General features: G+C 69.3%; 3 protein-coding genes (1 of these 3 only partly in view). All 3 read right to left on the bottom strand.

The genetic code is table 11. The annotated features are described in order from the left end of the window. Tightly spaced (each overlapping or abutting the next), the 3 genes in view from ACN469_RS13180 to ACN469_RS13170 form a layout consistent with a single transcriptional unit that may run on beyond the window. A protein-coding gene (locus ACN469_RS13180; RefSeq protein WP_498767720.1) for an SDR family NAD(P)-dependent oxidoreductase crosses the window boundary here: on the bottom strand, positions 1-7,466 show its 5' portion. Its footprint begins 4,033 nt before the window's first position; only the first 7,466 of its 11,499 coding nucleotides appear in the window; its start codon is at positions 7,464-7,466; its stop codon lies beyond the left edge, outside the window. Further along, positions 7,463-19,159: an amino acid adenylation domain-containing protein gene (locus ACN469_RS13175; protein WP_498767718.1), complete on the bottom strand. Its 11,697-nt coding sequence runs from the start codon at positions 19,157-19,159 to the stop codon at positions 7,463-7,465. The genes ACN469_RS13180 and ACN469_RS13175 overlap by 4 nt, the downstream gene beginning before the upstream one ends. Then, the gene (locus ACN469_RS13170) at positions 19,156-20,016 is read right to left on the bottom strand and encodes a class I SAM-dependent methyltransferase (RefSeq protein ID WP_498767716.1); all 861 of its coding nucleotides are present in this window, start codon (positions 20,014-20,016) and stop codon (positions 19,156-19,158) included. The genes ACN469_RS13175 and ACN469_RS13170 overlap by 4 nt, the downstream gene beginning before the upstream one ends.

Below are 20,016 nucleotides of genomic sequence, written 5' to 3'. Positions count from 1 at the left end.
GCCGTCAGCGAGGCCGAGCAGGCGCTGTCCACGGCGAAGCTGGGGCCGCGCAGGTTGAACCAGTAGGAGATGCGGTTGGCAATCGACCAGAACCGGCTGCCCGCGCGGTTCGCCAGGCCCGCGGCCGAGGCGCGTGCCCCGACCCATTCGTAGTCGGGATTCATCGCGCCGATGAACACCCCCGCCTTCGGAGCCTGCTTCAGCAGCGCGCCGCGCGGATACCCGGCATCCTCCAGGGCGTGCAGGGACAGCTCCAGCATGAGCCGTTCCTGGGGATCCATCTCCTCGGCTTCGGCGGGCGCGATGTTGAAGAGCAGCGGGTCGAACTTGTCGACGTCCCGCAGGAAGGCACCCCACCGGACCGAGCCTTCCCCAGCCCCCCAGCGCTCGGCTGGAATCGGACTGAAGGCGCTCCGGCCCGCCCTCAGGTTCTCCAGCAGCGCGTCCAGCGTCTCCGCGCCGGGGTAGCGACCGCTCAGCCCGGTGATGGCGATCTCCAGCTCCGTGCCCTGCCGGGGCCCCACCTCGTTGAAGCTCCCCCGAGTCGGCTTGCGCTCGAACGAGAGCGTCTCCTGGTGGGGCGCGGCGGGCGAGGCGCTCCCCGTCACTCGCGCCAGCTCCACGCCCTTGTTCTTCTCCAGGTACTCGGCGAGCGCCCGCACCGAGAGCTGCTCGAACAGCAGCGTCGAAGGCAGCTTGCCCAGGTCCTGTTCGAGACGGCGGCGGATCTCCAGGCCAATCAGCGAGTCCACGCCGTATTCATCGAAGGTCGCTCCCTCCGCGATGGCGGCGGGGTTCTGCTTGAGGACCTCGGAGAACACACGCTTCACGTAGGCGCTCGTGCCGCCCACTGCCGGCGGCGTCACCACGCTTCGCGCGGGCGCGGAGGTGGGGACGGAGGATGGACTCACGCGCGGGGCCCGCGCCGGGGGCGCCGGGTGCACCACGGGGGGAGCGGCGACACCCTCTCCCGGCAGGCGCACGGCGACGCCGTCGCTCTCCGCGAGGATGACGCTCTGCCAGACGTGCGCGGACGGGACGCCTGGGAGCCCCAGGGCCTTCGTGCCTTGGAAGCCGCCCTGCGCGAGGAGCCGCTCCCACGTCTCCTGGCTGACGACGGGAGAGCCGGGGATGCGGTTCTCCGCATCGCGGAACAACCACCATCCCTTCATCGTGCCGAACGTCAGCGTCGCGAAGTCCTTGGCGGCGATGGTCTCATTGAGCACCAGCAGGCCGTTGCGTCGCAGCATGGCCTTGATGCGACGAAGGGTGGCGGCGAGCTCGGCCGTGGCATGGAGCACGTTGGTGCCCAGCACCAGGTCCACGTCCTTCAGGTCCGCCCCGCGCTCCAGGTCGAGGATGCGGTACTCCACCGGCACCGGGCTGTGCTGGAACCGCTCGCGCGCCTTGTTGAGGAAGTGGACCGACAGGTCACTGAAGACGTAGCGAACGCGCTCGGCGTAGGGGCGGAGGGCGTCGAGCACGAAGCGCGTGGTGCCTCCAGTCCCCGCCCCCACCTCCACGATGAGGAGGGGCTGCTTCGGCGCCTGCCGCAAGCGGACCTCGACCCAGGCGCGCACGGCCTCGGCGGTGAGCGTGTTGAACAGGTCGGAGTGCAGGCTGGACGCGTAGACCTTCTCGACGAGCTCCGTGGAGCCGTTCGGGAACATGACCTCCATGGCCGAGCGCCGCCCCGTCCAGAACTCAGGCAGGGACTGGACGCAGCGGTCCAACAACTCCACATAGGGCGTCAGGTCCGGCAGTCGCTCGAGCACCGCGGCGCGGAGCTCCTCCAGGGAGCGCTCGCCCTCGGGAGCCTTCGCGCGAATGGCCTGGCACTCACGGTAGAGGCGCTCCTGCTCGGCAAGGACGTCCTCCTCCCGGACCACGACGCCCTCCAGCCTTCGCCGGAGGCCGCGCCGCGCATACTCCTCGAACAGCTCGAACCCGGACACGACCCGCCTCGCGGGCTCGTCGGACAGCGTCCCCACGAAGGCACCGAGGTGCTGAAGGACCTGAGCCAGGCTCGACGCCTGGGTCTCCCTGCTGACGGAGACGCTCGCGCGCGTGCTCGCGGAGATTCGCCCGAGCACCCGCTCATCACCCTTGATGGCCACCACCTGCGGCAGAGGCAGGCCGAGCACCTGTTCGATGGCGCGGAAGCCCTCCTCGGGGACAATCGACCCGAAGCCCTCTTCGCGAAGCAGCAGGTTGTATCCAGGGGTCGCCACCGCGCCGACGGTGCCCCAGAAGCCCCAGTCGATGACCTTCACCGGGAACGGGAGCGCGTCCGCCAGGGAGAGGGCCAGCGCATCCTGGAACCGGCTGGCCGCCGCGTAGTTGGACTGGCCCGAGCCGCCCGCGATTCCCACGGCCGACGAGAAGAACATGAGGAAGTCGAGCTGCTCCGCCGCGAGCACCTCCGCCAGCACGAGGCTCCCCGCGACCTTGGGCGCGAGGACGCGCTGGAGACTGGACCGACTCAGCTTCTTCAGCGAAGCGTCCTGGAGGACCAGCGCCGAGTGGAAAACGCCGTGAACGGCGCCGAAGCGCTCCTTCACCTGGGCCATGGCGCGCCGCAGCGCCACGATGTCCGTGACATCGGCCTGCACTCGGAGGACCTCTCCGCCAAGCGCCCGCAGGGCTTGGAGCTTGCGCTCCTGTTCCTCGCCAGGGGCGCTCCGCCCCAAGAGGGTGACCCGGGCCCCGAACCCTCGCAGGAGGTGCTCCGCCAGCGCCATGCCGATGCCGCCCGTGCCACCCACGATGACGTAGGAGCCACCCTGGCGGAACACCGGCTGCGCGGGGCCTTGGGCCTCGAGGACTCCCAGCCGTCGCTGGAACAACGCGCCGTCGCGGAGCGCTACCTCGGTGGGCCCATCCTTCTTCTCGGTGAAGAGGTACTGCTTGAGCACGTCCGACCGCAGCGCGTCGGTCCGCTTCTCGCCGCCGAAGTCGACGACGCGGAAGCGGCACTGGGGATACTCGCCAGCAATCGAGCGCAAGAACCCGCCGAGCGCGGCGCCACTCAGCAGGACCTGCTCATCCGCCCGCGTCTTGAGCGCGCCCCAGGTGAAGACGCTGAAGTCCAGCGGACGCTCGAGCACTCCACGCGCATCCAGCATCCGAGCCACTTCGTACAGGCAGTACAGCGCGCGGCTGTCCTCCGCCTGCAGGGCCTCGAAGGAGTCACGTCCCATCCCCGGGGCGAGGAAGAAGACGGAGTCCAGCGGGAAGCCACCCTCCAGGAGCGGCTCGAGGCCTCCTGCCTCCACGTCCCGAAGGGACAGGGACTTCGTCTCCGCGTACCGCTCCTCCAGCTCCTCGCTCCACGCTTGCGCGAAGGCCGCCGCGCCATCCAGGTACACGATGAGCGCGCCACGCTTCTCGACCGGACGTTCTTCCACCGCCTGCACCCGCACCGCCTCGAAGTAGGGCGCGTACAGCATCGGCACGGAGGGCTCCGCCATCTCCCGCGCCTCGAGCCCGTACACCTTGATGGCCACCCTGCCGTCCGCGCCCACGAGCGCGATATCGAAAGACAGCCCGTCCTCGCTCTTCACGTACACGGCCATGCTCGGCGCGACGGGACCCAGCACCTCGACCGCCTCCACGACGAAAGGCAGCAGCAGCTTCGCCCGCCCCGTCCCCGCCGCGACGGAGACCTGCCCCAGGACGACATGGAGCGCGCCATCCAGCAGCGCCGGGTGCAGGGTGTAGTCGGAGAAGCCCTCGGTGGCCTCCGGCGAGAGCTCCAGCCAACCCACCGACTCACGGCCGTTCGTCTTCAGCCGCTGGAGACTTCGAAAGAACGCCCCGTAGCGCAGGCCAGCCCGCTCCAGCCGCGCATACACCTCCCGGCCCTCCACCTCCTGGGTGCAGCGCTCGGCGACGGAGGCGAGGTCCAGCGTCTGCGGTGCCCCCTCCTCCGCCTCGAATTGGTACTCGCCCGTCGCGTGCCGCACCGTCCCTTCGGGCTGGTGGCTCGAGATGACGAACGACGTCGTCCCCTGCTCGCTCGTGAGCTCCACGGAGACGCGGCAGCTCTCCTCCACCGCCATCAACTGCTTGAGCACCACGCGGGACAACGAGAACCGCCGGCCCTGGTGCTCGGGCAGGAGGAAGCTCCGCCACGCCATCTCCAGGTAGCACACGCCCGGCAGCACGCCGCGTGAGCCGACGACGTGGTCGCGCAGGAACGGCTCATCCCGCGTGAGCGTCTTCTCGTAGCGGAGGGTGTTCCCCGCCAGCGTCGGGATGACCCGGTCCACCAGGGGATGAAGCGCCTGCTCCCGCGCCGCTCCGCCCCGGAGGAGCGCTGCATTCCAGTGGCGCTCCCGCTCGAAAGGATAGGTGGGGAGGCTGAGCCTGCGAGGCGTGGTGCCCTCGTACAAGAAGCCCCAGTCCACCTCGAGCCCCGCGGCCCAGAGTCGCGCCACCTTGTCGAAGCGCCGCTTGCGCAAGAGCCCCCGGACGTAGTCCTGGCCGTCGACGCCCTCCAGGGCTTCCAGCACCGTGGAGTCCTGCTCCCGAGGCGCGCCAACGTAGAGGCCCTCTGTCGGGGTCGACGTCACGAACGCCTGAAGCTTCGCGCGCAGCTCCGCGGCGGTGGAGGCGAGCATCGCCAGCCGGTGCGGCATCACCTCGCGGCCCGCGTGCAGGGTATGGCTCAAGGACTGGAGCCATCCCCCCTCACGAGCGCGGTCTGCATCCGGAGTCCTCCGCGCGAGCCACTCCAGCAACCGCGCGGCGTGGCGCTCCAGGGCCGCGCGCGTCTTCGCGGACAGGACGAAGGCCAGCGGCCCTTCCTCCACGACGGACACGTCGTCCGAAGTGCTGTCTTCGTACTCCTCCAGGACGACGTGCGCGTTGACGCCGCCGAAACCGAACGAGCTGACTCCAGCCCTTCGGGGGATGCCTGGGGCGGGGCGAGGCCAGTCGGTGGTCTCCGCGACGACATGGAAGGGAGACTGCTCGAAGGCGATGAACTCGTTCAGGGCCTTGAAGTGGACCGTCCCCGGCAGCTTCCGATGCCTGAACGCCAGCAGCACCTTCACCACCCCGGCGATGCCCGCGGCGGCCTCCAGGTGACCGATGTTCGTCTTGACCGAGCCCAGCCCGCAGCGATGAGGCCGCTCGGCCTGCCCGCTCCCCTCCTCCAGCGCCTTGAACGCGCTGACGAGCGCGCGCGTCTCGACCGGGTCGCCCAGCTTCGTCCCGGTGCCGTGCGCTTCGATATAGGAGACGGTGCGAGGGTCGACTCGCGCCTTCCGGTACGCCTGGGTGATGAGCTGCTCCTGGGCCTTGGGATTCGGAGCCGTGAGCGAGTTGGCATGGCCACCGTGGTTGATGGCCGAGCCCCGAATCACCGCGTGAATCTGATCGCCCTCCGCCACGGCCTTCGACAGGGGCTTCAAGACGAGGATGCCTGCGCCTTCGCCTCGGACATAGCCGTCAGCGGAACGGTCGAAGGTCTTGCACCGGCCATCCTCGCTGAGCATCCCCGCCTTGCTGAAGGCAATCGTGAGGAACGGGGACAGGATGAGGTTGATGCCGCCGACCAGCGCCTGGTCACAATCCCCGTTCTGGATGGACTCGATGGCGCGGTGGATGGCCACCAGGGAGCTGGAGCAGGCCGTGTCGATGGACTCGCTCGGGCCATGCCAGTCCATGAGGTACGAGACCCGGTTGGGCAGCATCGTGCCGGCGATGCCGGTCGCGCTGTAGGCCTCGATGCCCTCCGAGGCCGAGCCCAGGAAGGCGCCGTACTCCAGGGCGCCCACGCCCACGAACAACCCCGTGCGGCTGCCACGCAGCTCGCTGGCGCGGTGCCCGGAGTCCTCGATGGCCCGCCAGACCAGCTCCAGCAGCAACCGCTGCTTCGGGTCCATGAGCGCGGCCTCTCGCGGGGAGATGCCGAAGAAGGCCGCGTCGAACTTGTCGACATCGGAGATGAAGCTGGCCTGCCAGGAGCCTCGCCCATCAATCTTGAGGTAGGGACGCTCCTCGGGCACCGGCGTGACGAGGTCCGCGCCGCGCGCGAGGTGGTCCCAGAACTCCTCCAGGTCCTTCGACTGAGGGAAGACACCCGCCACGCCCACGATGGCCACGGGCTCGGCCCGGGTCCCGGTGTCAGGCACGGGGGCCGCCCGAGCCACGGGCTCCGTCACCTTCACGGAAAGGGGCCGCTGCCGCTCGATGACGGGAGCTTCCTCGCGAGGCCTCGTCAGGAGGGAGGCGTGCTCCTGGGCCAGGTGGAGCGCCAGCGACCTCGGGCTCTGGAACTCGAACGCGAGCGTGGGATAAAGCGTGACACCGAGCTCATCCCCGAGCGCCCTCATGAAGCCCACCAGCGCGAGGGACGTGAGCCCCGTCTCCATGAAGTTGCGAGTCGGTTCAATCCGACTCTCGGGGACCTCGAGCAGCGCGGCGATCCGCTTCCGGAGCCGGAGCTCCAGCTGCCGGGCCAGGTCCTCTCCCGAAGCGAAGGCCGGAGCCTGGAACGAAGCAGGAAGCGGCACGAGAACTGGAGCCTGCACCCTGGCGCCGGGAGCGAAGGGATTGCCGGGCACGGGGACGTTCTTCAACGTGACGCCTGTCATCTCGACGAGCGGCTGCCCCGCCGCGTCGAGCAGCTGGGTGTCGACCACGAGCACCTCGTCGTTCGCCTTGCGCACCACGCAGTGGCAGTAGCAGCGAGCGCCCGGCACCTGACGGATGACCAGGCGCTCCACGAACATGGGGATGCACGGCTTCCCACGCGCGACGAGCTGCTCGAAGGCTCCGGCAACGATGGCGCCGTCCAGGAGCGACGGGGGCAGCGAGAACTCGAAGCCGGCCGCGGCCTCGTCCGAGACGACGAGCTCTCCCAACACCTCGCCGGCCCGATGGAACGTCCGCCGAGCCGTGAAGAGCGAGGCGCCATAGTCCACGGCGACCTTCCGCATCTCCTCGTAGACACGCGGCCCTTCAGTGGTGCGCTCGGCCTCACGCAAGAAGCGCGCGACGTCCAACACACCCTGTGGGCGTTCCCGTCCACCCTCCACGTCGAAGAGCAGCTCCCCTGAGGCACAGGGCGTCCCAGGCGCATCAGGCTCCTTGTGGTAGGCGACCTCGAACGAGTTGCCCCGCAGTGACACCACGAGCCGGGCGGACTCTCCCTGCCCGAGGACGAGCGGCTGAAGGAAGAGCAGGTCCTTGATGCCCACAGGTGGCCGGTCAACGAAGTGCCACCGGCCCACCTCGAGCGCCAGGGACGCGTACGTCACGCCCAGCAGGACGCGCTGGCCGAAGACGGTGTGGTCCCGCAGGGCCGCATCCTCGTAGCCCAGCTCGAAGCCGTCATGCGGGCGCGTCCCCGTCATCCTCAACGCCTTGCGCGTGAGGAGGCCGTGTCTCCTGCGCGACGGGACCTGCGACTCCGAGGCGTTCGCGCTCGGAGCCCCCCTGTTCAGCTCCTCGGTCATGATCTCGCCTCGGGCGTCTGCTCACCGGCGCTCGGCACGGCGATGCGTTCACGGCTGCCTTCTGAAGTTCCGTTGGAGGAGTGCTTGCGTCCCGCCTGGGGCGCGTCTCCATCGAACCAGTAACGGATGCGCTCGAACGGATAGGTGGGGGCTGGGATGCGCGAGGGCGTGCGACCGGCGTGCAACGCTTGCCAGTCAAGCTCTCCCCCGCGGACCCACCGCCGGGCCAACGCGGGCAACCCGTCCTCCGCCGTCGGAGGAGACTCGCCCACCACACCCTCGTAGGTGCTGTCGTCCTTCGTCCCCGAGCAGAAGCTCGCGAGCGAGGCCTCCAACTGGCGGAGGTCTCCCGCCAGGATGACCAGCCTCTGCCCCAGCGGCTTGCGTCCCGTCTGGAAGGTGTACGCGAGATTCTCCAGCACCCGCGCGGGCGGCTCGTGCGTGAGCAGCTCCGCCACGTGTTCGCGAAGCGAGGCCGCGTACCTGCGCAGCGTCCCCTCATCGCGAGCGGAGAGCGGGATGAGCTGAGCACCCACCGCCGCCTCGTCCGAGACGCGCGTGGGGGGCAGATACTCCTCGAGCACCACGTGGGCATTGGAGCCGCCTGCCCCGAAGGAGCTCACTCCCGCGCGGCGCGGCAGCCGATTCCCCGCCGCATCCAGCGGCTCCTTCCAGGGCTCCGGGCGGGTGACCAGGTAGAAGTGCGAGTCCTGGAGGTCCAGGTACGGGTTCACCTGATGGAAGTTCGCGAGCGGGGCCAGCGTCTTGTGCCTCAAGGCGAGCAGCACCTTGAGCACGCCGGCGATGCCCGCGGCGGACTCCAGGTGGCCCACGTTCGTCTTCACGCAGCTCACGGCGCAGAAGGGCCGCGTCCCCAAGGCTCCGCCTCGCGCGCGGGCCAGCTCCTGGAAGGCGCGCTTGAGGCTGTTCAGCTCGACCGCATCACCAATCTCGGTCCCCGTCCCGTGAGCCTCGATGAGCGAGACGGTGCGCGGATCGATGTCCGCCCGTTCGTAGACCTGGCGGAGTAGCTGCACCTGCGCATTGCCATTTGGAGCGGTCAGCGCGTTGGCGCGGCCCCCGTGGTTGACGCCCGCCGCCCGGATGACGCCCAGGATGGAGTCCCCATCCTGCTCCGCGGCGCGGAGGGGCTTGAGGATGAGCGCACCGGAGCCCTCGCCTCGGACGAAGCCATCCGCCCCTTGCGAGAACGAGCGACACGCGCCCGTGGGGCTCAGCATGCCCGCCTCGCTGAAGGTGATGTCCATACGAGGGCTCGCGATGACGCTCACGCCTCCGACGATGGCCAGCTCACACAGTCCCCGGCGCAGATCCTCGACGGCCTTGTGGATGGCGACGAGCGAGCTGGAGCACAGCGTGTCCACCGGCTCGCTGGGGCCGTGGAGGTTCAGCAGGAACGAGACGCGATTGGCCAGGAAGGCATGCGCATTCCCGAACGTCGCCGCCGAACGCACGCCCTCCGAGGCGGATTCGACCACGTCCGTGTAGTCGCGGTTGGTGACTCCGACGTAGAGCCCCGTCTGGGAGCCCGACAGCGACGACGGGTCATAACCCGCGTTCTCGATGGCGCCCCACACCGTCTCCAGGAACAAGCGCTGTTGTGGGTCCATCAGGCGCGCTTCCTCGGCGGGAATGCCAAAGAAGGGAGCGTCGAACTTGTCCACCTCGTCCAGGAACCCGCCCCACTTCGAGACGCTCTTGTTCCGCCCCTGCTTCGAGTCTCCGTGGAACTCGCGCCAGTCCCAGCGGTCCCCCGGCACCACCCGGATGAGGTGGCGCCCTTCCTCCAGGTTCTTCCAGAACTGCTCGAGGCTCGGCGACCGGGGCATCTTCCCGCTCATGCCGATGATGGCGATCGGCTCATCCGCTCGCGCGCGCCGGTCCGATGACGCCTGGGATACCGGAGCATCGAGGGGCGCCTGCGGGGAGGGGGCCTCCGCGGAGGCTCGCGGCTTCGCGCTGGAGCGCTCCTCCAGGTACGCCACGAGCGCGTTGAGCGTCGGGGGCGTGAGCTCGAAGAACACGGCCGGCGTCAGCTCCGCGCCGAAGGCACCATTGAGCGCGGTGGCCAGCTCCGTGAAGGAGATGGAGTCATAGCCGTACTCGGCCAGATCCTTTCGCTCGTCGAGCGCCTCGGGCGCCATCTGCAGCAGGCCGGCGGCGATCCGACGAACCTCCTCGCGAATCGACCGCTGCGCGGGGGCGGACTCGGGACGCGGAGCAGCGACCACCTCCGGCGTGGCCACGGCCGAGCCCTTCATGAAGCGCGCGGGCAGCACGGCGCCAGGGCTCAGTACGAGCGCCTCGCGTATCCCCCGCCCCACGATCTCCTCGAACGCCCGCAGGCCGACGGAGGTCTCCAGGGGCTGCGTGCCGAAGAAGCCCTGGATGAACTGCTCGGTGGCCGCGTCGACCTTCATGCCCCCCTCCTTCCAGTAGGGCCAGCAGATCGCGTGGTTCGTGCCGTGGCGCATCCCCTTGAGGACCAGGCCCTCGCGGAACGCGGTGAAGCCGTTCAGGAACGCATTCGCGAAGGCGTAGTCCGTCTGGCCCACGTTGCCGGTGAGCGCCACGATGGACGAGAACACGACGAAGAAGTCCAGCCGCTCCGCCGCGAAGGCCCGGTCCAGGTGAAGGGTGCCGAAGACCTTGGGAGCGATGACGGCCGAGAACCGCGCGGCCTCCTTCCTGGCGAGGAGCTGATCCCCCCGCTCGCCAGCGGCGTGGATGATGCCCTGGAGTCCTCCGTACCGGGCCCTCAGCGTGTCCGCGAGCATCTCCACGTCACTGAAGTCGCTCACGTCCGTGACGAAGTAGTCGACCTCGGCGCCGCGCACCCTGAGCCCGTCGAGTTCGCGCTGCTGGGCCTCCGACAATCGCGAGCGGCCACAGAGCGCCACGCGCGCACGCACCCGCTGGGTGAGATGTCTCGCCAGGTGCAGCCCGAGCGCTCCCGCCCCTCCGGTGATGAGGTAGGCACCGCCGTCCTTGAAGCGCGGCTGTGCGGCCCCTGCCTCCTCGAAGTGAAGAGGCTCGAGGGTCTCCACGTGGCGCAAGGCGCCTCGATACACCACGAAGGCGTCCGCCTCCGCGCCAGGAGCCAGCTCCGCGACGGCGGCGTCCGCCATCTCCTCGGTGCTCTCGACCTGGACGACCTTGAGCTTCAGTCCATCGGTCTCCAGTCGAACCGAGCGCGCCAGCCCGGTGAGCGCCGCTGACAGGGGCTGCGGCCGGAGCTCCGTGGCCGGGAAGACGTAGAGGAATGAGACCGGACGCTCGTGCCTTTCACGCAGCAGCGCCTTGGACAGGTGGAACACGCTGAGCGCCCCGTCCTGGAGCTGCGCCTGGAGTTCATCACGGCCGTAGGAGAACGCGGCCGTCGAGCAGCCATGGATGACGACCGAGGGCGCCAGCTTCCGGGCCCGCAGGGTGTCCACCAGTCGCTCCAGCGCCTCGGGTTGCCGCGCATCGAAGTCGAAGGCCAGGCCGCCATCCCGCTCGGCGAACCGGTCCGCGGGCCTGGCCCACACGAGGTGGGGCTGGTCGCCCGAGTCCGTCGTCAGCCGCTCACGCAGCCGCTCCACGAAACGGGCATCGCGCGCCAGCACGAGCAAGGGGCCCAGCCCCTTCCCACGCGACGGCGCGCCATCCACGGCCAGGTCCGAGCGCACGAGCACGGAGCGATACAGGGCGGCGGGCGCGTCCCTGACAGCGTCGTCCTTCTTCACGGGCCGGACGCTGTAGTCGTGGACCCGGACCAGCACCTCGCCGCTCGGGCTCAGCAACGCGAGGTCGAACCTCGACTGGAGCGAAGGCCGGGCGTGCTCGTCGCGCATGCTCACGTGCACGAAGCAGGACGCGGGGAGGCGACGCCCGAGGATCTCCAGCTCCTTCATCGAGAAGGGCAGGAACGCCGCATTGCTCTCGCTCTCGGGATTGAAGAGCAGCCCGGCGAGCGCCTGGAGCATCCCCTCCATCATCGAGGGGTGGAGCACGAAGTCGTCGCCAGCTTCAGCGCCGTCCGGAAGCTGGAGCTCCACCAACGCCTCGCGGCCGTTGCGGTAGACCTTCTGGACCGGCTTGAGGCTCGAGCCGTAGCCGTAGCCGAGCCCAGCGAAGGGCCCGTAGAACCGCGAGCGGTCATGGACCGTGGGGCATCGACGCTTGAGCTCCTCCACGTCCACACGCTCCGGGCTCGCGTCCCGAGCGAGCCCGTACTCGAGTCCTCCCTGCATGTGGACTTCAGCGCCGTCGGTGACGACCTTGAACCCGACAGCCCCGTCCTTGCGCTCCAGCCGCACGGCCACGTCGCGAAACGCTTCGTCGACCACGAGCGGCTTGAGCCAGACGAGGTTCTTCATCCGCGCGACCTGCCCCGAGCCCGCGGCGAGCTCGCCCGCCATGCGGACCATCTCCAGGGACACGACCGCGGGGAGGATCTTCTTCCCTCCGATTTCGTGGTCGCGGAGGTAGCTGGCCTCGGGGACGAGCCGCTTGCGAAACACCACCCCATCCAGCGTGGACTCATTCCGGTCCACGAGCGCTCCGAGTGCCCGCGCGGAGGCAGGCCCGGTCCGACCGCCCGAGCCCTCACCCACCCAGTGCCGCTGCTTCTCGAAGGGATAGGTGGGCAGCGAGACGCGGCATGGCCGCGCGCCTTGATGCAGGACGCTCCAGTCGACCTCACCGCCCGACGCCCAGAGCCGCGCGAGGCGATCATGCGCTCCGCCCGGCGCCGACGGCTCCAGCACCTCCTGGCCCTCCAGGAAGGAGCGCAGGCGGCGCTTCACCTCATCCACGGTGGAGGCCACGAAGGCGAGCCGCGACTCCAGCTCGGCCCGGCCCACTTGCAGCGTGTAGGCGACGTCGCCCAGCCGGGCCTTTCGGCGCAACCCCGATGAGCCCTTCTCCATCCGCTCCAGGTGCCTCAGCAGCGCCTCGGCCTGCGTGCGGAGCTGTCCAGTGGACTTCGCGGACAACGCGATGACCACGGGGCCCGGCCGTGCCTCATCCTGTCGGGCCTCTTCCGGGTACTCCTCCAGGACAACGTGAGCACTCGCCCCGCCGAAGCCGAAGGAGCTGACGCCTGCTCGACGAGCGACGCCAGGGGCGATCTCCGTCCAGTCCCGGGCCTCGCTCGCGACGAAGAGGGGGGAGCCGGCCAGGTCGATGAGCTTGTTCAGCGCCTGGAAGTGGAGGTTGCCGGGAATCCTGCGGGCCTTGAGGCTCGCGATGGCCTTGATGACGCCAGCGATTCCCGCCGCGGCCTCCAGGTGCCCGATGTTCGTCTTCACGGCCCCGAGCGCGCAGTACGCGCCTGGGCGCAGCGGGCCCTTGCCCTGGGAGGCGGCCTCGAACGCGCTCGTCAGGCTCTGCACCTCGATGGAGTCGCCGAGCTGCGTCCCGGTGCCATGGGTTTCGATGAACGAGACGGTGCGCAGGTCGACCTGGGCCTGGGCGTAGGCATCCTCCAGCAGCTGCGTCTGGGCATCCGGGTTCGGCGCCGTCAGCGAGTTCGCCCGGCCGCCATGGTTGACGGCGCTGCCCCGGATGACGGCGTAGATGGAGTCGCCGTCGCGGCGGGCGTCGCTCAGGCGCTTGAGCAGGAGCGTCCCCACGCCCTCGCCCCGGACGTACCCGTTGGCGGACTGGTCAAACGCCTTGCAGCGACCGTCAGGGCTCAGCATCCCGTTCTGGCTCAAGGCCAGATAGAGGTTGGGACTGAGGATGAGATTCACCCCGCCGGCGATCGCCGCATCACACTCCTTGTTCCGCAGGGCGCCCAGCGCGCGATGGATGGCCACGAGCGAGCTGGAGCACGCCGTGTCCACCGCCTCGCTCGGCCCGAGCAGGTTGAAGAAGAAGGAGACCCGGTTGGGAACGATGGACCCGGCGAACCCGGACAACGAGTAGCCCTCCAGGTCCACGCCCCGCTCGCGCTGCAGGTCCCAGTAGTCGGAGCTGATGGCCCCCAGGAAGACGCCTGTCCGCGTGCCGGAGAAGTCCGCCGGCTTGTAGCCCGCGTCTTCGAACGTCTTGTAGACGGTCTCGAGCGAGAGGCGCTGTCGCGGGTCCATCGTCCGCGCTTCGCGAGGGGAGATGTTGAAGAAGGCCGCGTCGAACTTGTCCACGTCCGAGATGAACCCGCCCCAGATGGCGTCGGACTTGTTCTTCTCCGTCTTGGGGTTGCCGTAGTACGCGCGGAAGTCCCAGCGGTCCTTCGGAATCTCACCGATGCTGTCCTTGCCGGACAGCAGGCCCTCGAAGAAGCCCTCCGGGTCCTCGGAGCCCGGGAAGCGGGACGCCATCCCGATGACCGCGATGGGCTCGGGGGCCTCCTCCCTCACCGGAGCGCTCACGGGCGGCGGCGCGGAGCGCGAACCCAGGCGCTCCGCGAGGTGCGCCCCCAACGCACGGAGGGAGGGGTACTTGAAGAGCACGGGAGGATCGACCTGGAGGGACAGCCGCTCCAGGATTCGCGCTCGCAGCGCCGTCAGCGTCACGGAGGTGAAGCCGCTCTGGGCAAAGGTCGCTGAAGGGTCCAGGCGCTCCGCTTGGACACCGAGCACGGCCGCCGCCGCTTCCCGGAGCACCGCCTCGACGCTGCTCGCCTTTGACGTGCTCCCACTCCGCGAGACGGGCGCGGCGTGCGTCTGTGCCCGCTCTGAACCCGTGCCATGGAGACGGAGGAGCTCATCCAGCTCCAGGCTCGCGAGCACCTTCCGGTCCACCTTCGCGTTGAGCGTCATGGGGAACGAGCGCATCCGGTGGAAGGCGGTCGGAACCATGTACTCGGGGAGCCGCTGGCCCAGCCGCGCCTGGAGCTCCTCCACGGCCAGGGCCGCTTCATCCTCGCTCAAGCAGAAGGCGTGCAGCCCCTGCTGGCCCAGGCGATCTCCGCGCACCACGACCACGGCCTTGGTGATGCTGGCGACGGCCTGGAGGACCTTTTCAATCTCCTCCAGTTCGATCCGATAACCCCGGAGCTTCACCTGGTTGTCGATGCGCCCCGCGTACATGAGCGCGCCATCTGGCCGGACATAGGCCAGGTCCCCGGTCTTGTAGATGCGCTCGTCACGGCCTGTGACGAAGGGGTTGTGGATGAAGCGCTGTGCGGTCAGCTCGGGCTTGTGGAGATAACCCTTGGCGACGCCGTCCCCTCCAATGCACAGCTCCCCCGTCTGGCCCATCGCGACGGGCGTGCCGTGCTCATCGAGGATGTAGAGCTTCGTGTTCCCGATGGGCCCGCCAATGCTGATCTCCTCGCCCGGGACGACCTTCCAGAGGGTGGACCAGATGGTGGTCTCGGTCGGACCGTAGAGGTTCCACAGCCCGGCGACCCGCCCCAGCAGCGTGTCCGCCAGCTCGCGGCTCAGGGCCTCTCCGCCACACAGGGCCGTGAGCGAGCGCTTCCCTCGCCACCCGGAGGACACCAGCATCTGCCACGTCGCGGGAGTCGCCTGCATGAACGTCGCGGCACCGCGGTCGAGCGCATCCTTCAGGCGCAGGCCGTCCTTGCAGCTCTCCTCCTGGAGGATCTCCACCCGGCCTCCGCACAGCAGCGGGAGGAACAGCTCCAGCCCGGCGATGTCGAAGCAGAGGGTCGTGACCGCGAGCAGGTGTGCATCGGCGGTCATGCCCAGATGCCGCTCCATCGCGCACAGGAAGTGGGTGAGCCCCCGCTGATGGACTTGGATGCCCTTGGGCTCTCCGGTGGAGCCCGACGTGAAGAGGATGTAGGCCACATCCTCCGGCGTCGCGCGAGCAGGCGCCGCCTGCCGCCACGTGCCTCCGAACCGGCCACGTGCCTCCTCGAAGAAGGCCTCGTCCACGGGAATGACTCGCCCCGAGAACCAGGGAGGCGTCCCTGACTTCAGCCGGTTCGTCAGCAGCAGGCCCAGGCCCGAACCCTGGGCGATGTACCGGAGCCGCGCATCGGGGAACGTGGGATCCAACGGCACATACGTCCCGCCCGACTTGAGCACGCCGAGCAGGCTGACCAGCATCTCCAGCGAGCGGTCCAGGAAGAGGCCGACCGGCGTCCCCCGCGTCACTCCGAGGTCATTCAGGGACGCGGCGAGCAGCGAGGATTGCTCGTCCAGCTCCCGGTAGGTGATGGAGCGACCGGCACACAGCGCGGCGATCCGCTCCCCTGCTTCACGGGCTCGCGCGGTGAAGAGCTCCGCGAAGGTCTTCTCCCGAGGAAAATCCAGGAGGGCTTCGTTCCACCCGACGGGCGCCTTGTTCCGCGTCTCCGGAGCGAGCCCACCGCCACCGCCGCCACCACCGGATGGGCGACGCTCGGTGAACCAGTACCGCCGCTTCTCGAACGGATAGGTCGGCAGGGAGACCCGGCGCGGAGTGCTCCGCGTGTAGAGGCGACGCCAGTCGAGGTCCTGCCCCGCCACCCAGGCCTGGCCCAGCTCTTCCACGCGCCCCGCGGTGAGCGCCTCCTCGAGCTCGCGCGTCCCCACCTCGGGCCGCTTCGAGACCTGCCCCGTGAAGACCCCGCGTGCGCGTGGCTCGCCGGAGAGGAACGCGGACAGGGCGCTCACCACCTCCGCCCGGCTCGCCGCGACCAGCGCCAGCCGGTGGCTCATCGGCTCTCGCCCCACCTGCAGCGTGAAGGCGAGGTCCCGAAGGGCCAGCCCCGCGCTCAGCTCATCCTCGAGGAAGGAGCGGAGCATCTCCGCCTGGGCTCGCAGGACCCCCTCCGACGAGGCCGAGAGGGGCACCAGGTACGGCCTCCCCTGCTCTTCTGCTCCTGGCTCCGCCCTGGAGGCGACCTCTTCCAGCACCACATGCGCCAGCGCGCCACCGAACCCGAAGGCGCTGACCGCGCCGCGCCGCACTCCACCCCCCGGCCGGAGCCATTCGCGCGCCCGCTCCACGACGTAGAACGGAGAGCCCTCCAGGTGGATGTAGGGGTTGAGCTCGCTGAAGTGCAGGTTGCCGGGGAGCCGGCCGTAGCGCATGCCGAGGAGGACCTTGAGCACGCCCGCGATGCCCGCCGCCTCTTCAGCGTGACCGATGTTGCTCTTGAGCGAACCGACGCCGCAGCTCTGGGGAGTCCATTGGACGGGCCCTCGTGCCGCCGCCGCGCGCTCGAACGCCGAGGCCAGCGAAGAGAACTCGATGGAGTCGCCGAACGACGTCCCCGTGCCATGGGCCTCCACGTACTGGATGGAGCGCGGGTCCACCTTCTGCCGCCCGTAGATGTCGAGGAGGAGTGCCTCCTGGGCATTCGGGTTGGGTGACGTCATCGAGTTGGAGCGTCCGCCGTGGCTGACGGCGCTGGCTCGGACGATGGCGTAGATGTTGTCCCCATCCTCTCGCGCCTTGCGCAGCGGCTTGAGCAGCACCGCGCCAATGCCCTCGGCTCGGGTGTAGCCAGCCGCGGCCTTGTCGAAGGCCCGGCACTTGCCGTCGGCGGCGAGCACTCCGCCCCGGCCGAACGACACGTGCATCGCGGGCGAGAGAATCAGATGGACCCCGCCGGCAATCGCCATCGAGCACTCTTCGCTCCGGAGCGACTGCAGGGCCCGGTGGAGCGCCACCAGGGAGCTCGCGCACGCCGCATCCACGGCCTCGCTGGGCCCCTGGAAGTCGAAGAAGAAGGAGACGCGGTTGGCCAGGATGGAGTTGGAGCGACCGGTCGAGCTCTGCTCCTCGATGGCATTCCCACTCGCGCGATACAGCTCGTCATACTCGGGCAGTCCCGCGCCGATGAACACGCCGGTCCGGGAGCCCGCCAGCTCCGACGCCCGGTAGCCCGCGTCCTCGAGCAGCCGCCAGGTCGTCTCCAGGAAGAGACGCTGGCTCGGGTCCATGATGGTGGCCTCCCGCTCGGAGATGCCGAAGAACGCGGGGTCGAACTGGTCGATGCCGTCGAGGAAGCTGCCCCACTTGATATGGGTCTTGTTCGCTTCCCGGGAGGGCTCGCCGAACCACGCCCGCCAGTCCCAGCGCTCGGCGGGAATCTCCGTCACGGTGTCCCGGCCCGAGGTCAGCGTCTTCCAGAAGCCGAACACATCCTGCGCCCCCGGGAAGCGCCCGCTGACGCCGATGATGGCCACGTCCATGGGGCCGTCGGCGGCCTCCTGACTCGACGAGGTCTCCAGCCAGCCCCAGCCCTTCTCCGAGGGCGCGGCGGTGCTCGCCACGGCCGAAGGGCCTGGCTCCACGACCTGGGCGGCTGGAGCCTCCACCGGGGCGCGCCGGGTGACGAGCCGGAGCGCGTAGTGGTCCGCGAGCGCCGGGTACCGGGCCTCATGCAGGTGGGTGATGAAGGCGCGGAGCTTCTTGTATTTGAAGAAGAGGACCGGCGTCAGGAAGAAGCCGAGCTTCGTCCCGATGCGATCCGCCAGCCTCGTGAGCGAAATCGAGTCGAAGTGAGCGCCGCCCGCCGAGTCGAGGTCCATCGACAGGTCGAGGGAAATCGAGGCGACTGGCACGGACAGCGTCTCGGCGACGATGCCCATGACCTCGGCGGTGAGCAGCCGCAGCACCTCGCGCCGGGTCTCCTCGCTCTCGAAGTCGACGCGCGTGGCTCCAGCCGACGCCTGGGCGTCCTTCGCCTCCCGCACCTCCACGCGCGGGGCTCCGGCCACGAACAGCGACTCACCGGTCCTGCGCCCCGCGCCGGTCAATGACGAGCGGAGCTGGCTGAAGGAGCGCGCGAGCTCTCGCGCCATCCCCGCCGAGGAGCGCGGCGCGGCGACGACGAAGAAGTCCAGCGGCAGCTCGGCCGTGATGTCGTCGAGCGCCAGCACTTCGTCGAGTGAGCGGGAGATCGGCTGCGCGGCGTCGAGGAAGTGGATGACGCCGTCCAACCGCCCGAAGTCGTTCTTCACCTTGGCGCGAACGAAGCTCCGCAGGCCCTCCACGTCATCGAGCATGCCCGCCTGCGCGAGCATCACCTGGCAGCCGTGCTGCCCCGTGAGCTGCTCGACCCAGTCCTTCGAGACCCCACCGGACGGGTCGACGACCAGGTAGACACCTCCCCGGCGGCAGGAGATCCGCTCCGCTTCGGGCAGGACCGCCTGAAGGGGGCACCCCACCACGGGCTCACCCCGCACCACCGAGCCCAGCGCGGCCAGCAGGAGTCGGCTCGCCGCATCCAGGTCCGGCAGTCGCCTCTCCAACGGGAGGTTGCACAGCAGGAGCCCTGAGTCGTCCTCGGTGCCCGCGCCCACGATGACGTTGTGGGGCTGCAGTTCCAGGCCGTCGCCGTGGTGCGCATAGAGCATCCGCACCGGGGCGCGCCCACCCGGCTCCCGCAGCGCGCCGCGCAGCTTCTCGACGGCCCCCAGCGCGAACTTCCAGTTGCCGGCGAGCGAGTCCGTCAGGCTCTTGAGGTTCCTGCGCCCCACGTAGTCGACGTTCCAGGCCTCGTAGTTCCAGAGGTGGAGGATGACGTGGACGCGGCCATGCGCCGCTTCGACCTCGGACAGCAGTCGAGCGAAGTGCTCCGCCGACTCCGGGGCGACCTGGAAGAGCCGCTCGCCCAGCCGACGGAACAGCCGCCCGGGCTTGACGAGCACGAAGGTCGCGCCCGCGAGGGGACCGCCGCGCTTCGCCTGCTCCACCAGCTTCGCGTGGAGGTCATCCCGACGGGCCAGCACCAGGACGACCTCGCCTGCCCGCGCTTCACCCGCGCCATGCGTGCTCATGAGTGGCCCCGGCCGACCTGGTCGAGCCGCCCGGCGGCGTTCGCGAAGGTCGCAATCGAGTAGTCATCGAACAGGGAGCGATCCACCTTCATCTCGAGTCCCGCCTCGTTCGCGTAGTCCGCGATGAGAAAGTTCCCCGCGACCTCCAGGTCGACGGTGCGCGCGAGCTCGCGGATGTCATCGAACCCGGTGTTCCAGGGCGCCCCGAGCTGACGGAAGCCATCGAGCAGCGCCTCCGACTTCCGGTACCCGGTGCTCTTGGTGATGAGCTTCTTGGAGAGATAGTCGAAGGTGATCTCGAACCGCTTCAGCCGCTCCCGGAGCGAGGTGAGCACCTTCACCGCGCTCTCGTATTCCAGATAGAAGACATTCCCCTCCCACAGGATGAATGTCTGGGCTTCGAAGTCGAACCCCTGCCGCGCGAGCAGCTCCAGAAAATCCACACTGGTGTACTCCGCGGGGACGAAGGTGCTGGCCGGAGCGTAGCCGTGCATCTCCAACTGCTTGCGCTTGAACTCCAGGACGTGTCCCTGCTCGACCTCGAAGAACCGGACCCCCTCGGTCCCCAGGCGGATGGGCCGGGTATCCAGGCCCGAGCCCAGGATGAGGAACTGACGGACCCCCGCGTCCATCTTCTCCAGGAAGGTCTGGTCGAAGTACCGCGTGCGGTAGCGCACGAGGTAGCGCGTGGACGGCGAGGCGGAGGCAATCGCGTTGGACGCCTGCGTGGCCTCCTCGTTCAGGAAGGCATTCGCCACATGGTCGCTGAACAGCGGGCTCGCGGCCTCTGTCTCCTCCGCGCGCCAGTTCGCAATCACAAACGCAGTCCGGCCCACCAGCTCATAGGCAGTGCTCAT

The sequence above is a fragment of the Corallococcus terminator genome (genome assembly GCF_049194865.1).
GTDB lineage: Bacteria > Myxococcota > Myxococcia > Myxococcales > Myxococcaceae > Myxococcus > Myxococcus terminator_A.
This window is presented reverse-complemented; position numbering and strand designations above follow the sequence as displayed.

Coding starts and splice junctions, on each gene's coding strand:
- ACN469_RS13175 (WP_498767718.1), bottom strand. CDS start 19,159: ATGAGCACGCATGGCGCGGGTGAAGCGCGGGCAGGCGAGGTCGTCCTG.
- ACN469_RS13170 (WP_498767716.1), bottom strand. CDS start 20,016: ATGAGCACTGCCTATGAGCTGGTGGGCCGGACTGCGTTTGTGATTGCG.